Origin of the sequence: Sphingobacterium paucimobilis HER1398 (genome assembly GCF_000416985.1) — a bacterium.
GTDB lineage: Bacteria > Bacteroidota > Bacteroidia > Sphingobacteriales > Sphingobacteriaceae > Sphingobacterium > Sphingobacterium paucimobilis.
Map to the genome: position 1 here is coordinate 1 of NZ_ATDL01000001.1, position 15,208 is coordinate 15,208.

The 15,208-nt window shown below is 37.3% G+C and carries 19 protein-coding genes; 15 read left to right on the forward strand and 4 right to left on the reverse strand.

Annotated features, from left to right (window positions below):
* A partial coding sequence (locus M472_RS0122270; protein WP_031301203.1) for a sigma factor-like helix-turn-helix DNA-binding protein occupies window positions 1–357 on the reverse strand: 357 nt, incomplete at its 3' end.
* A 215-nt stretch (window positions 358–572) separates the two neighbouring features.
* Here M472_RS0122270 and M472_RS23320 point away from each other — a divergent pair.
* Window positions 573–827, forward strand: coding sequence for a hypothetical protein (locus M472_RS23320; protein ID WP_158499847.1), 255 nt, complete (start codon window positions 573–575; stop codon window positions 825–827).
* Window positions 828–904: 77 nt separating this feature from the next.
* On the opposite strand, the gene M472_RS23325 is transcribed toward M472_RS23320, so the two are convergent.
* Complete coding sequence (locus M472_RS23325; protein ID WP_021068202.1) at window positions 905–2,770, reverse strand: hypothetical protein; 1,866 nt, start codon at window positions 2,768–2,770, stop codon at window positions 905–907.
* A 6-nt stretch (window positions 2,771–2,776) separates the two neighbouring features.
* Complete coding sequence (locus tag M472_RS23330) at window positions 2,777–3,304, reverse strand: hypothetical protein (protein ID WP_021068203.1); 528 nt, start codon at window positions 3,302–3,304, stop codon at window positions 2,777–2,779.
* A 230-nt stretch (window positions 3,305–3,534) separates the two neighbouring features.
* Between M472_RS23330 and M472_RS23335 the strand changes: the two genes are divergently transcribed.
* The 14 genes from M472_RS23335 (at window position 3,535) to M472_RS23395 (ending at window position 13,806) form a co-directional block, all read left to right on the forward strand.
* A complete protein-coding gene (locus M472_RS23335; protein ID WP_021068204.1) occupies window positions 3,535–4,053 on the forward strand; it encodes an ATP-binding protein in 519 nt (172 codons plus the stop codon).
* Between the two features lie 651 nt (window positions 4,054–4,704).
* Window positions 4,705–5,076: a hypothetical protein gene (locus M472_RS23340; protein ID WP_021068206.1), complete on the forward strand. Its 372-nt coding sequence runs from the start codon at window positions 4,705–4,707 to the stop codon at window positions 5,074–5,076.
* A gap of 501 nt (window positions 5,077–5,577) precedes the next feature.
* The gene (locus M472_RS23345; RefSeq protein WP_021068208.1) at window positions 5,578–6,237 is read left to right on the forward strand and encodes a MarR family winged helix-turn-helix transcriptional regulator; all 660 of its coding nucleotides are present in this window, start codon (window positions 5,578–5,580) and stop codon (window positions 6,235–6,237) included.
* Window positions 6,237–7,703 (forward strand): phytoene desaturase family protein, encoded by a 1,467-nt coding sequence (locus M472_RS23350; RefSeq protein ID WP_021068209.1) that lies wholly within the window; start codon window positions 6,237–6,239, stop codon window positions 7,701–7,703. The genes M472_RS23345 and M472_RS23350 overlap by 1 nt, the downstream gene beginning before the upstream one ends.
* Window positions 7,704–7,708: 5 nt before the next feature.
* Window positions 7,709–8,545 (forward strand): phytoene/squalene synthase family protein, encoded by an 837-nt coding sequence (locus tag M472_RS23355; protein WP_021068210.1) that lies wholly within the window; start codon window positions 7,709–7,711, stop codon window positions 8,543–8,545.
* Window positions 8,546–8,588: 43 nt separating this feature from the next.
* On the forward strand, window positions 8,589–9,047 hold the full coding sequence (locus tag M472_RS23360; protein WP_021068211.1) for an SRPBCC family protein: 459 nt from the start codon (window positions 8,589–8,591) through the stop codon (window positions 9,045–9,047).
* Window positions 9,048–9,053: 6 nt separating this feature from the next.
* Window positions 9,054–9,512 carry a sterol desaturase family protein gene (locus tag M472_RS23365; RefSeq protein WP_021068212.1) on the forward strand — a complete coding sequence of 153 codons (459 nt, stop codon included), beginning with the start codon at window positions 9,054–9,056 and terminating at the stop codon, window positions 9,510–9,512.
* A complete protein-coding gene (locus tag M472_RS23370; RefSeq protein WP_021068213.1) occupies window positions 9,509–10,192 on the forward strand; it encodes a lycopene cyclase domain-containing protein in 684 nt (227 codons plus the stop codon). The genes M472_RS23365 and M472_RS23370 overlap by 4 nt, the downstream gene beginning before the upstream one ends.
* A gap of 49 nt (window positions 10,193–10,241) precedes the next feature.
* Window positions 10,242–11,006, forward strand: a complete 765-nt coding sequence (locus tag M472_RS23375) for a hypothetical protein (RefSeq protein ID WP_021068214.1) — start codon at window positions 10,242–10,244, stop codon at window positions 11,004–11,006.
* Between the two features lie 10 nt (window positions 11,007–11,016).
* The gene (gene idi / locus M472_RS23380) at window positions 11,017–11,577 is read left to right on the forward strand and encodes an isopentenyl-diphosphate Delta-isomerase (protein ID WP_021068215.1); all 561 of its coding nucleotides are present in this window, start codon (window positions 11,017–11,019) and stop codon (window positions 11,575–11,577) included.
* A gap of 102 nt (window positions 11,578–11,679) precedes the next feature.
* A complete protein-coding gene (locus tag M472_RS23385) occupies window positions 11,680–11,886 on the forward strand; it encodes a hypothetical protein (RefSeq protein ID WP_144062596.1) in 207 nt (68 codons plus the stop codon).
* Between the two features lie 39 nt (window positions 11,887–11,925).
* A complete protein-coding gene (locus tag M472_RS45860; protein ID WP_021068217.1) occupies window positions 11,926–12,051 on the forward strand; it encodes a hypothetical protein in 126 nt (41 codons plus the stop codon).
* Between the two features lie 15 nt (window positions 12,052–12,066).
* Window positions 12,067–12,486 carry a hypothetical protein gene (locus M472_RS23390; RefSeq protein WP_021068218.1) on the forward strand — a complete coding sequence of 140 codons (420 nt, stop codon included), beginning with the start codon at window positions 12,067–12,069 and terminating at the stop codon, window positions 12,484–12,486.
* A gap of 219 nt (window positions 12,487–12,705) precedes the next feature.
* Window positions 12,706–13,806: a hypothetical protein gene (locus M472_RS23395; protein ID WP_144062597.1), complete on the forward strand. Its 1,101-nt coding sequence runs from the start codon at window positions 12,706–12,708 to the stop codon at window positions 13,804–13,806.
* Window positions 13,807–13,968: 162 nt separating this feature from the next.
* Here M472_RS23395 and M472_RS44260 read toward each other — a convergent pair whose 3' ends face one another.
* Complete coding sequence (locus M472_RS44260) at window positions 13,969–15,192, reverse strand: thioredoxin family protein (protein ID WP_081643061.1); 1,224 nt, start codon at window positions 15,190–15,192, stop codon at window positions 13,969–13,971.
* Window positions 15,193–15,208 lie beyond the last annotated feature (16 nt).

Below are 15,208 nucleotides of genomic sequence, written 5' to 3' on the forward strand. Positions count from 1 at the left end.
CAGAAACTGTGTATAACTGTACGGTTCTGCTGCCAGCTCAACATATTGCTGATAGTGGTATAGAAAAGTGAAACCGGGATGGTTCCGGGCCTTGTTGACCCCTTCGAAATAAAGCATGAGCTCATTATGCCGTACGGTGTCCAGGGGGGTATACGAGGAGAACAGCTCGGACAGAGCAGACGTTTCGAAGCCCAGAAGTTCCTGAAAGGAGTATTCGCTGCCTGCAAACAGCTGCATATAGGTATTGACCGTATTGCGGGAAATACCCAGAACGGAACCTATTTTACGGTTACTGTAACCGTCCAGATGTAATGTGAGTATTTGTTTTAAGTCCATCGGATCAAGTTTGTTGGCCATATCGCTGTATTTAGAGCGACAAGGTAATTCTTTCCCGATCTTTTTGAAGTGGCACAATTCGAACCGTAAAAAACGGAGCGATGGAAGAAAACTAAACCACTAAAGTGGCATCATTTGAACCGTAATAGCTGGCACCATCCGACCGAAATGACTGGCACAAATCAAACCGTAATATCCAATAATAAATGAAAACGGATAAGTACACAAAAACTATTTTGACAATCATAGCTATATGCTTGTTAGTAATCGCATTTAAAGATGTAAAATTTTTCCCAGATGCTCATGCAGCAAACTCGAGCAGCAACCTACCTTTAAAGAACAACACTAACTATGGCTTAGTACCAATAAATGAAGATGGCTCCATTAATGTAAGACTACATAGTAATGATGTCGTGGATGTAAGACTCAGAGGAATAGACGAAGCATCCAACCTTAGATGGGAAGCTATAAAAGTTGAAGTCCAAAATTAGAGTATATAAGGAGGTTTGGGTAGTCTGCGATTCCTGGCAATATACTCGAACCTCCTAATTTTCGATATTGAGGCTTCTTATGAAAATAATTCTTTTATAAAAGTAGATATCGGACTCCCAACAAAATAACCAATCGCAAAACATGTCCCAATAAGAATTATTAGGATTAATATCCAATGATAATATTGAATTTTTTTGATGTTATCTCTAGTTATAATCCAAATAAGCAGAACAAATAAGGCCAATGAATACCCAAATGACATGATAAATTTATAATAGACATTTGGATCTTCTATCACATTTTTATTTCCAAAAATTTGGATACTTCCAACAGAGAAAAGAGCCATTGCGGAAAATATTGCTAAGATCTCGACTGATCGTCTTTCTTGCTTTCGCATTTTTTCTGACACATCTGCAACTTCACCGACAACATATTGCAACCTATCGTACACAGTAAGCAACTCTTTATAGCTGTTTTTTTTGGAAACTAATAAATTTTTCTCAAGCATAACACTTCTATAATCCAATGGCAGAACAAAGGAAGAAAAGAAGAACAATCTTACCTCTGCAAAATTATCAACGATTATCTTATAATCAGAAAGACACTCATCAAAAGGAAGTTGCATAGGAATAAGCTTTTTATAATTACTCCAACTGTAGGCATCCTGAAGCTTTTCAATCACCTTTGAGAACAAATCCAATAGCTCTGTAAATAGTTTATATTTTTTAGGATCTGACAATTGCTTAGAAACATTATCAATTTGATCAGACATCGTTTGAGCCAACTTCAACCATGGAAAATAGTTCCTCACATCATCCAGATTCTGCCTATTCTTAATCTCAGAAAAAAGATTGTTAAATTCTTCTACTGTAATGGAATTATCCTCGCACTTCAATGAAATACAGTTGTTGAAAATATATGCGCTCGTGCAAACTTGGCTATAATGATTGAACTTCAGAGCATCCTTATCACGATCATTAAACGAAGTTAATAGGTTTTGGGCCTGAATCAGGATTTTAGTATCATCTTTAAAAATCTTTATAAGCCCGTGATAATCTTTAAAAGAATAGTCCTCATGCCTTTTCGCCTCTATTTCCTTCCTTCTCTTTCTCTGCTCGGCCTTAAATTGATTAATCAATCCATAATGAACCTTAACTAAATCATCCCATTCAATCAAACTATCTTCAATATCAATACTATCCAATCCAAGTACAGCATCATCTTGTTGATCAAATGAATATATATATTCAGGTACAGTTGCATCTAAATTAGAAAGACTCCTACGATATAAAATCTTTTTTAATAGAAATGAAACTTTGACATGAATAGCATTTTTTATTGTCTCATTTATGGAAAAGTATTCAAACTCTTTACGAATGACTAAAAAATCACGTAATAAATCATCTTCTAAACAATTTCCAAAATGTTCAATTCCAAGAATTTTTATGAGTCTCTTAAAACTACCTATATAATCCAATACACCTTCGTCCATCTCGTCTCCACTATTTGCAACTTTATCGCCACGAAAAATTCCTCGCTTATATTCAAAATTTAATTGAATGTTTAAATCTCGGAGAAAGTAGGTAATTATGGGCCGAATATGCCGTGTAAAGGGGTAGACAAGATTGGCTTGAAATTTTGCTTGAAGCTCTAGTTTTAACTGTTCATTTTCTAGATTATCTATCTCAAACCCCCTTTCTTTAAGATAATTATCTATCGTAGTAAAATCCTCTTCGACACTTCCAAAAACATATTCGCCACTAAGAAATAGCAGATGATAATATTTTAAAATTTCATTTGCTGCTGAAATGATATTCAAGACAATCATTTCCTTAGCTTCTTCCAAATAAGGCTCTTGAGGAGGCACTTCTAGCCAATCTTTGGAAAAAAAATCCTTATCCAGAAAAGATATCAATCTAGAAACATCTAAAGACTTATTCATAAAACTCTAGAATATGCTATAAAACTTTTCTTCTTTAAGTATCAATTCACTATTAATAGGCCGAGAATAACTTCCATTTTGTCTCGCTTTTTGAAAATTATATCTCCAGGAAAACCATTTATGGCTCAACTCGACCAACTCAAATGGCTCTAACGATATTAATGATAAATTGATATTTCGTAGCCTTTCGATACAAGCATCAATCACCTCATAATTTTTGGGAAAAAAATTCAAAAAACTATTCATATCATTAATGATTAGCTTACTATTTGTAACATTGCAAAACCGCAAATTGTCTAGATGATTATAAATACCACTTTCGACATGACCATAAGGCATGGCATGGAAATCATCAAAAATCTCTAAAGCTTCACTATTAGTACTACATGCAAAAAAATGCAGCTTAATTACTTTAAGTTTACTCAGATTATTATACGGATGGTCATTAAAATTGGTAATATTTAATTGGTAATAATCACAATACCATTCCACCAGTTTCTTTAAAAAATACTCAAATAAGACAATTTTATTCATCGGATGGGGGCTGTAGTTAATGACAACAACTTAATTATAAGTTTTTATGTACTTTAAAGATACTATTTATCTCTCAATAAATTCGGCAAAAGTAGCTATTTTTTTTATTACTACAATACAGACATATTCCATTATCGGAGCCAACAGGGCTTTGAGTATGTTTAAACCCCCTCGCTAGAGTCCTCGCTCATGTGATGACCGCTTACTTAAAATATAGCAAGTAGTCTATTATGATACAGAGGTATACTGCTATCCGTGAAATGATACTCACCCCTGCCGCTTATCACGATTTTACAAGTTCTTCAAATGTACAGATTAAGATATTCGACCAACAGATTACAATTTACAATTCCTGCAAATTATACACTAACATTGCCATAGATGACTTAGCAGAAAACAAATATTCATCTGAATTGAAGAACAAACTAATCGCTGAAGCACTTTACCTGACGAAAGATATAGAAAAATATAGAATTGGATTCTATCGCATCAGAGATGAAATAAAAGCTATCTATCCTACATTGCGCTTTGATTTCTATGAACAAGGAGATGGCTTTATACCTTCATTATCCTATACAAAACAGAAAATTTCCTCAAGAAGTGCTACTGAATATACAAATTACTCAGTAAATAAACTTCTTGAATTGATTCAAGAAAACCCATTGCCAATGATCAAAGCTACCACACGACCAAAACCGGCAAAGGGGGTACTTCGATTGAAACAGGAGGAAGACAGCGAAACAACATAATAATAGCTACTCCCAAAAGAAAACCAAAAGAGGTTAAAAAGTAAGGGACAATTATAAAATAGGGCAACGTAAAGCATCCTAATTATATACTTGCCCCCTCACACGGAAGAAAAGGAAGATAGAATCGGGCACAAAAAATGCCATTCTAATACTGGAAAAGCTATAGGTATATTTCAAACTTTCCACAAAAGACAATAAACTTATAATCATACCTAAAACTTTGATCATATTTAATAAAAGTTATAAACATATCTAAAACACTTAATATCCCCGTACATAAACAGTCAAAACCAAATCAGTAGCAGTTCAGATTTCTTAGGAAAAAGATTTAACAGATTATCTTTAGGAGAACCAACAGATCTTTATGCTTACGAAATTTATGACCTTTCAATAGCTCTCAATACAAAACCCAGCCAACTCTTCGAATACTTTTACGGAGAAGGCGAGCGCCCTATCATAGGTTTGGTATCACCTGTGGAAGAGAAGAAATAGAAAATGGGGAAAGTCATCTTTGCAGATATATTAAGCTCTCTGGACAATAATTACCACAACAAAATTTAAAGTCAATTTGCATCACAACTGAGCGAAGAGGGCATTGCAACTGCTTTAAACACTAATATCGAAAGTCTCGGGGGTAAAGTATTTTACTATATGTTCAAAATCGTATCGCAAAACTTTGATGAGGATTGTGTTAAAGCTTTCGAAGAGATAATAGCTATAAAAATAAAAGAACTTGAGACTGAAAAACCTATAGGGACTAATGGCGATAAAAAAAGCTTTATCAAACAATTTACCATTGAACAATATGATGTTGCCACTAAAGCTGGTCTAGATCCAAATAGATTGACTAAAATATTAACAAACAATGTCTCCGATTTCTATGCATTTGAAGTCATAGCTATCGCCACCACGAATGATATGAAACCCAAAACTGCTTTCGAACAGTTATATATCACTCCGCTAACAGACGACGATATCTTCAAAAAGCCCCGGACTTCCAAAAAAGATAAACCAGCAAAATAAAAACGAGCCAACTTCAGAAGAAAACCAAAAGAGGTTAAAAAGTAAAAGCCATCTGGTCTTCCCAAATGGCTTAAATATATTCATATACGACCTCTATTCTCTAGAGCTCTTCGACTTCTTGAAGACTAAGAGCAGCACCTTTTGCTATATCAGCTAAAGACAAACCCTTTTCTTGAACTCCAAGCCTGTGGCAACGGCCTCTTCACGATTGCCTTTCTCGATTCCTTCCTTTTTTGCCTTGTCCAGTAAATATTCCCGAGTGCCCATAGTATTATTCCTTCCTAATTTTTTGATGATAATATTGGTGTTATATAGCCAGTAAACTTCTTTATTAAGGCAAAAAAATGCGATAAGCTTCTGGATTAGAGGTTTAAGAATTTATCTGTACGTTATAATATAACCAAGTGGGCGACCATTAAAACGAAATAACCGAAAATATAAGTATAAAAATATACCACTTTATAATTTAATTAGTATGTTTGTATACTTAAATGCTCTGAAATGAATTACGATTTTATTAAGGATATACTGGATTTGGTAGAGGAATTTGAAGATCAAAACGTTGGTCTGAACAAATCGACAGTAACCGTCGAGGATTTCAAAAAGTGGATTTCAACAAATTATGAACCCCAAAATCTAACTGCTGAACCGGATTGGGAAGGAAAAGAAAAGGGCCGCTCGCCCGAAAGTGTTATAAACACGCTGATCGTACATATGAACCGTTATGCTAAAAGCTATTCAAAATCGGCGATTTTCGGTTCCGATTTTTCTTCGCAGGAAGACTTCATTTACCTCATTAATCTCAAAGCTTTTGGTGAAATAAAAAAAATGGACCTTATAAAAAAGAACGTGCACGAAAAACCTGTCGGAATGCAGGTTATTAACCGCCTGATCGCAAAAGGGTGGGTAGAGCAGGCTGATTCGAAAACAGATAAAAGAAGTAAGGTCTTAAAAATTACAGAAAAAGGCATCCAGACTCTGGAAGGCCAAATGGATAAAATCAGAAGAGCAACTGAAATTGTAACAGGCGACCTAACCACAAATGAAAAAATGGAATTGATCCGCCTACTCAATAAGCTGAATGATTTTCATAGGATGATATATGACCAAAATATAGAATCAGAATATCTGTTGGACAAAGCCTTAAAAAATATCGGATAATGAAAAAGAAAATAGCTGTGATCGGCGCAGGATTTTCAGGTTTGTCGGCGGCGGCATATCTGGCCCAAGCCGGTCATGATGTACATGTTTTTGAAAAGCACGACCGCCCTGGAGGTAGAGCCAGACAATTTACAACGGGACAGGGATATATTTTTGATATGGGGCCAAGCTGGTATTGGATGCCGGATATAATGGATGGTTTCTTTGCCGACTTCGGTTATAAAACGACTGATTTTTTTGAGCTGGTACCCCTGAACCCACAATTTCAGATGATTTTTGCAGAGGATAAAATTAGTATTCCTGATCGTATAGAAGAGCTAAAAATAGTATTTGAAGAGATCGAAAAAGGTGCAGGCCGGCAATTAGAAAAGTTTATGCATTCGGCAAAATTTAAATATGAAGTCGGGATGCAGGATTTTGTGAATAAGCCATGCCACAGTTGGACTGAATTTATTTCTATACAGATAGCAAAAAGTGCACTAAGATTAGATTTACTTACCAACTTCAGGTCCTACGTATCCCGATATTTTAAAAGCGATAAACTAAGAACATTAATGGAATTTCCGGTGATTTTCTTGGGTGCCTCTCCTAAAAATATTCCTGCATTATATAGTCTTATGAACTATGGCGGCTATGCACTGGGGACTTACTATCCGATGGGCGGGTTTTACGAATTGGTATTGGCCATGAAAAAAATAGCCGAGAAACAAGGAGCCAACTTCTACTTCAACAAGACTATCGAAAGTATCGATGCGCAGGACTGCGAAGTAAAATCTTTGATTATAAATGGCCAAAAATATGAATACGATGCGGTGATCGCGTCTTCGGATTATCATCATACGGAAACTCTTTTGAAACGGGAGTATAGAAACTATGATGACAATTATTGGAAAAAAAAGATGTTTGCACCATCTAGCCTAATCTTCTATCTGGGCATTAATGAAACCATCCCAAATCTTAAACACCATACGCTCTTTTTTGAAAACGAACTGGATGAACATATAGACTGTATATACAAAGATAAAAAATGGCCCGAGAAGCCGCTATTTTACGCCTGTTGCCCTTCTAAGACGGATGGCAATGTTGCTCCTAAAGGAAAAGAAAATCTGTTTTTGTTAATGCCGCTGGCCACCGGCATAAATGATGAGGAGCCGATGAGAGAAAAATACCTATCAGAAATGCTTTCAAGAATTGAAAGACTTACGGGGCTATGCAATCTGCAGTCTAAAATTGAATACAAAAAAAGCTACTGCGTCAGTGATTTCCTATCTGACTACAATGCGTATGGTGGTAATGCCTATGGATTGGCCAATACGCTCGGACAGACGGCGGTCCTAAAACCTAAAATAAGAAACAAAAAGTTAAAAAATCTATTCTACACAGGCCAGATTACTGTTCCGGGACCGGGCGTACCACCGTCGATTATATCAGGAAAAATTGTAGCAAACGAAATAAACAAAAACTGAGTACTATGAAACAGCTATTTGATGAACTCTCTTACTCGGTAAGTAAGATAACTACGCAAAAATACAGTACAAGCTTTTCTCTGGGGATCCTAGCTCTAAACCCCAAGATCCGAACAGCGGTATATGCTATTTATGGGTATGTAAGGCTGGCGGACGAAATCGTAGACAGCTTTCACGGTTATGATAAAAAACAGTTGCTGAACCGATTGAAAAAGGAAACAGATATCGCTCTAGCAGAAAAAATATCGCTGAATCCGATTTTGCAAGCGTTTCAGGAAACAGTACGTAAATATGCTATCGAAAAAAGTCTGATTGATCAATTCTTACATAGTATGGAAATGGATCTACAGCAGATAGATTATAATTCTGATCGGTATAAGGAGTATATCTTTGGCTCGGCGGAGGTGGTAGGACTGATGTGTCTGAAGGTATTTACAGAGGGCAACATACAACAGTATGAGGAGCTGAAACCTTATGCCATGAAGTTGGGGGCTGCGTTTCAAAAAATAAATTTTTTGAGGGATCTGAAAGATGACTATCATATTCTAGGACGCTCTTACTTCCCAAACATCGACATGAAGGTATTTGATAATAATGTTAAATCGCAGATAGAAGTAGAAATTGGAGAAGACTTTAAGGTGGCACTGACCGGAATAAAGAAGTTGCCAAGTTCTTCCATATTCGGGGTGTACCTGGCTTATAAATACTACTTGTCTTTATTCAAAAAAATAAAAAGAAAATCGTCCATAGACATATTAAATAAAAGGGTGAGAGTGCCCAATTCTGAAAAAGCTTATGTAGCGTTAATAAGTTACCTTAGGTACAAAACTGCTTTTTTATGATGCCGGCGTTCGGAAGAACTGATTTATTATTGGATAAAAGATAATGAAACATCAACTATACAGAAAACAACAATTGCACTGCGATATACAAACGGCCTGGGATTTCTTCTCATCGCCAATGAATCTCTCAAAAATCACACCGGATGATATGGGATTTACAGTGCTGTCCGACTTCAGGAAAGAGCCGATATACGAAGGAATGATTATCGATTATACGGTCTCGCCGATACTAGGTATCCCGCTGAAATGGAGAACAAGAATAACACAGGTTGATAGCCTCAAAAGTTTTACCGATCTGCAAGAAAAAGGACCTTATAAATATTGGAACCATTTTCACGAATTTATACCCAACGCAGATGGCGTGCTGATGAAAGATACGGTAGATTATGAATTACCCTGGGGGATGCTAGGGGCCATCGCACACCAGACATTTGTAAGAAATAAACTGGAGTCTATTTTTGATTTCCGCTACCGAGTATTAGAACAAAAATTTAAAATATAACTCTGGATGAATGTACTAATCGTATTGTCAACATTTGTGCTGATGGAAGGGGCAACCTGGCTGATACATAAATATATCATGCATGGTTTTCTTTGGAGCCTGCACAGAGACCACCACGACCATACCACTGCGGGCAACCTGGAAAAAAACGACTTGTTTTTCGTGATATTTGCATTGCCCACCATAGCGCTGATGTACTTTGGCTCATTAGAGCATTTCAATCATCTTTTTTATATAGGCCTGGGAATAATGCTGTATGGAATGACTTATTTTTTTGTGCACGATATTTTTATTCATCAACGGCTTAAATATTTCGCACGCACCACAAACCCTTATTTCTTAGCGCTTCGTAGGGCACACAAACAACATCACAAGCATATGGGAAAAGAAGGAGGTGAATGTTTCGGATTTCTATATGTGCCGTTTAAGTATTTCAAGATAGTTTTAAATGCTCGTAAAAAATGATAGCATATACATACGCATTGATATTATTTTTCACGGTCATCATTTGCTTTGTCGCATCTTTTGATCGGAGATTACTTTTTAATTTGCATTTCGGTGCATTTTTGAAAGCCGCTGTTCTGGTAGCCATTCCTTTTATCACATGGGATATCTGGTTTACGGCCAAAGGGGTCTGGTGGTTTAATACGGATTATACGCTCGGAATAGTGATTGCAGGATTACCGATAGAAGAATGGCTATTCTTTATTTTTATCCCGTTTTCCTGTGTATTCACTTATTTCTGTTTCGATAAGTTTTTCAAATTAGAATGGCTCTCGGGATTTAATAATTTAATCATTTTTGTGAGTGTAATTGTATGCGCGGTGATAGCTCTGTTATATCACGACAGAATTTATACCCTAACCACTGCTGTAGTTACGATTGCAACCTTAATATATCTCCATTTCATTGTCAAAGCAGATTGGATTGCCAAAGCTTCTCTTGTTTTTACGATTTTGATGTTAGGTTTTTTTCCAGTAAATGGTGTCCTGACAGGAACAGGCTTGGAATCTCCTATCGTAAATTACAATCCTGACGACTTCTTGGGCATAAGAATACTCACAATACCGATCGAAGATGCTGTATATGGTTATACCCAATTCCTTTTGATCTTATATTTTTTCAAAAGGTTTAAAAGAGACTAGAAACGCAAACCAGCACTAGAAAATCATAAATTATTTAAACTAACAAGCTATGAAAACAAGTCTTGGAATATTAAATATTGCCGCTCTGTTACTCACTGTCTCTATTAGTTATTTGTCTAACTTGGGATTTTTAAATGGCGAAACAATGGCGAGTATATCGGCAAAACATCAAACGCTGTTTACACCTGCAGGATATGCCTTTTCTATCTGGGGTATTATTTATTTGGCATTGACGGGTTTTGTGATTTACTATGGTCCTGGAACGAAAAGGGCTAGTCAGAAAGAAAAGGTGGTTTTAGCTATCGGATGGTGGTTTGTTGTATCCTCTGTCGCCAACAGCTTGTGGGTAGTCACATGGATGTATGGCTATACCTTCATTTCTATAATTTTAATGCTTTTAATTTTTGCCTCATTATTGATCATAATACAAAAAACAAAACCCGAAATAAAAAATTGCAGCGTGAAAACATGGCTTCTTCGACAATTGCCATTTCAACTATATGCTGGTTGGATTTCAGTAGCTTTGATTGCCAACACTGCCTTTTGGTTAAAAAAAGTAGAATGGAACGGCTTTGGTATTTCGGAAACTGTCTGGACGGCAATCATGATCATTATTGCAGCCTCTGTCCACTTGTATATGATATGGAAGCAACACATGCCTGTATTTGCTCTAGTTGCTGTATGGGCGTTCATTGCAATCGCGGTGGCCAATCAACAAGTTAACTCAGTTGTTGTAGCTACGGCATTAAGTCTGGCGGTATTCATATTTCTAAATATTGGCATTTATATTTTTCTCAGAAAATCCGTTCGATAAAAATAGATATATGGAAAGAAATAAAGTTGTACTTGTAGACAGGAATGATAATGCTACCGGAGAAATGGAAAAGATACTCGCACATCAGCAAGGTAAGCTGCACCGGGCCTTCTCTGTTTTTATTTTTAACGATAAAGGAGAACTGCTCTTACAGCAAAGAGCTAAAAATAAATATCATGGCGGTGGTCTATGGACAAACACTTGTTGTTCGCATCCCCAATGGGAGGAAGATGTACGTACTAGCGCCATAGAACGCCTGGACTATGAAATGGGGCTGCATACTGATCTATCATTTGTATTTTCATTTATATATCATGCTCCTGTCGAGAATAATCTGACAGAACACGAATTGGATTACATTTTTATCGGTTATTCTAACCAAGATCCCGTCCCAAATCAAGAGGAAGTTCAAGACTATAAATGGATGGGTACAAATGCAATACTTTCGGACATAATGGAGAACCCATCGCATTATACGGTTTGGTTTAAATCAGCTCTACCGACACTGCTCTCAAAGATACAGTTATGCAAAAAAGATTTATTGGAAGAGGAACGTGTTTCAAAGGGCTAGCAAGCACCTTGAATTAAAACTGATAAAACTTTGTATCTTTAGATTGACCGGGTGTCAGCTGTGTTGAATTACAAGGCAACAGCGAACATAAGTAAAAAAGATATGAAAAGACTACTATTAATACTCTTAACGACGACAATAGGCTTCACCACTCTGGCACAGGAACAAAAAGCAACAAGTCCTAAAATATCGGTTACATATGCTTATGTGACGGTGAGCAATAAAACCCTGTCAAAAAAGCTAAAGGTAAATGTTGACCTCGGCGACAAGCCCGAGCAGCAGGAAGAGGGAAACCGTCTCTCTGACTAGCTATACAACAAAGAATCGCACGCAGCGATACTCAATTATATGGCAGAAAAGAACTTCGAACTGGTAGAGACCATAGCAAAACAACACCCGCACTCTACCGATGCGGGTGCACTGGACGGTATCGTATTTATCATGCGGAAAACACAACAGCCCGACGGCTATTAGAGAAAAAACACCATCATGAAGTCAAATTATTTTATACTATTCCTGCTACTGGCAGTTGGTATCATTCAGGTTGCTTATGGACAACTGCGTATAGTAGAAGAAGTCGAGCGTGAGATATACCGATCCGGAAAGAATACGACATATGAGATAGGTAGTCTCGAATTAAAAAATGGGCAGAAAAAAATATATTACCGCAATGCCTCCGAAGAAAAGGATGAAATAGCCTTTGGTGAAATCATAGATGGCTTTAAGGAGAAAGCAGAGCTTCCTATCAAAATGGATCTAGGGGACTCCTACCTCTTTCTGTACTATGACAGGGTAATCGGTGGACGCGTATTGAGAATAGGCCACGCGTATAAAAGCGCTCCTTATCAAAAGATGTTAAGCCATAGATTAAACGAGAAGGATATCAATAAGCTTTTTGGAAAGATGTAGGTTCTGCTAAATTATCGTTACGATCAACAATCGCTACATGATGAAAGCGATTATTGGTTTTTAACCGACGAATTGTAAACGGCTCAGAAAATATTTGAAAAAACCGATTATTTTAGAAAAATGATTTGGAGAATATTCGCTATGGACTCGTTCAAAAATTCGATATACGGACTATGTTTATCCTGGTTCATCTTAATACCATATATGCTCCAGGCAAACATGGCACAACCTTATTTTGAAGGCAGCCGCAATGCGACGATGTATGGCAATGGCAATTATAGCGTACTGGATGAAGTAATTGATATTGATATCAGAAAGGACTCGTTGGAGAATAACCTTCACGCTGTATTTAAGGTGCGCTATACCATCCAATCGCCTGACAAAGTACAGCTTCCACTATTGTTTTTGGCGCTATACAGATCGCCTAGCCACCGGATCAAGGTAAACGGCAAGACGATTTCTAATCAAGAGCTCACTCCACTCAATTACACAAAGTTCCCGTTCATTTCAAAACTAAAAGAAGCGACCGACGATTTATCCTACAGCATAGCTTATGCAGAAAACGAAGGTATTGCTGTCAGATTGGACGATCTGATCTATTTTAATGCGCCACTACAGGAGGGCAAGAATGAAGTTTACATCGAATATGAAACGGATCTTGGATCGGATACCTATGGCTTCCTAAGAAACTATAGTCTAAAATATTCGCTCTATCCGTCAAAGTTCTGGAAGTCATTTGGTCCCATACAAGTCCGCCTGCATCTGAACGGCCTGGCTGAACTCACCGAATCTAATCTCGGAAAACCTGAATACGATACAGATACAGCAAAGTGGACTTTACATACAACGGACAAAGATCTGGATATCGTGATCAATCATAAAACCAGTCTGGCAGGCAAAATAGTATTATGGCTACATCCTATAGGTATTGCCTCTCTGCTACTGATCGGCATGGTTCTACTGCATGTAAAGTTGATGTCAAACTATCCGAAAAGTAGAAAATATTTTTTTTGGCTAGGAATCATCGTTGTTCCAGCTATTTTTTACACGGCATTTTTTCTATCTTTTGATGCGATAGAATGGATTTTGGGATATACTTCCAAACACGGATATGTATTCTTGTATGTGGTTACCTATCCAATTTTTGTCTTGCTTTATGGTCTTTCCCTATTTTTTCTGAAAGCGTATATTTTTCAGAGGCCATCAAGAACTTTTTTCATAATGATTTCCTTTTGTATTGGCATTCAAGAGCTCCCCGATAACATCGGGATCGGTTCATATCTGTTGGTGAGCCAAAGGAATCATGAAAGTTTTTTCTGAGAAGAAAATGCAAATAGCTTACTAAAATATATCTTGCATGGCGTAAGGGGTCGGGATCCCGTAGGCATATTGCTGGACTTTTGGAAAGAGACATCGATAATAAAACACGCCTGTGATTAATAACCGCAGGCGTGTTTTATTTATACAATTGCTGACTCTTCGCTAACCGCCATATTTAAGGCGGGCATCAGCAATACTTTGAATCTTTTGATCAATATCCTTGGTGGAGCGATTCTGCTTTATCTGTTCTTCTTTAATCCGCTGCGCAACCTCCAACGCCTGATCCCAACGTAAATTACGGAACAGGATATGAAAATAACTGTCTAAATAGCGTACATCTGGATTTCGATCGACCAGACGCTCCATCCATTCGATACCAGCGACACCTTTATCTTTGCCCCAGATCAAATTGGCTAGCATCATCGTTAAAGATATCGTATAATCATCGTTGTTCAGCCCATATTTTGCTAAAAAGGCGGTTCCCTTTGTCATAAAGATTTCAGCATCGCTTTTGTTGTCGCTGTTTTTAAAATCAAAAACATCGTAGAATGCGACATACTCGTCGTAATACGGGTAATTCTTAGCTTTAAATTGTGCCAGCTTGGTATTGAACTCGGTAAGATCTTTATTCATCATGCCCCCATACTGTAGATTCTTGAGATACCATAGGTAGCTCTTGGCAATCGTGCTATCAACTTTTCCTTTACCGACAGTCTGGTAATAGTCCGCTTTATTTTGCTCTAAATAATCGAAAGCAGGTGAAAAGGGAAGCTCTTTGACCGTCTGCATCAACTCAAAAGTAAAGCTGCTTGCCTTTTCTGCTTTGGACAATGTCGCAAAGTACTGTTCAAAATCATCATGTGCTTTTGCATTCTGATAGGCACGCATCAGGGAGCTGAAGTATTTACGCATAAAGGCTTCTTCTCTATTGCCTGAATCCCATTCCTTGAGGAGCGACAGCTGATTTTTTTGAGGATCCAGGGCGGTCTTTCCCAGCTCAATCAACCCCTGGGCATCTGGCGCACCGGCTGTGGAATGTACAATATCACCATTGCCATCCAAAAACATTAAGGTAGGATAAGCTGCTACTTTGTACTGTTTTCCTAATGCGACTCCATAGCCGCTGTCATCACATTGGATCTTAACGCTGATAAATTTTTCATTATAGAAATCGCCTACGATCTGCTGAGGAAAAACATTGGCCGACAAAGCCTTACAAGGTCCACACCAAGAGGTATAGAAATCGACAAATACGAGCTTTTTCTGTTGTTTGGCTTCTTTTAAACTTTCTTCGAGATTGGTATGAAAAACAATCCCTTGTGACCAGCCAGAATGCCCCATAAAAAGGAGACATATACTGAGTATGATGTATTTTAAATGTAACATATAGGTATTGATTGTG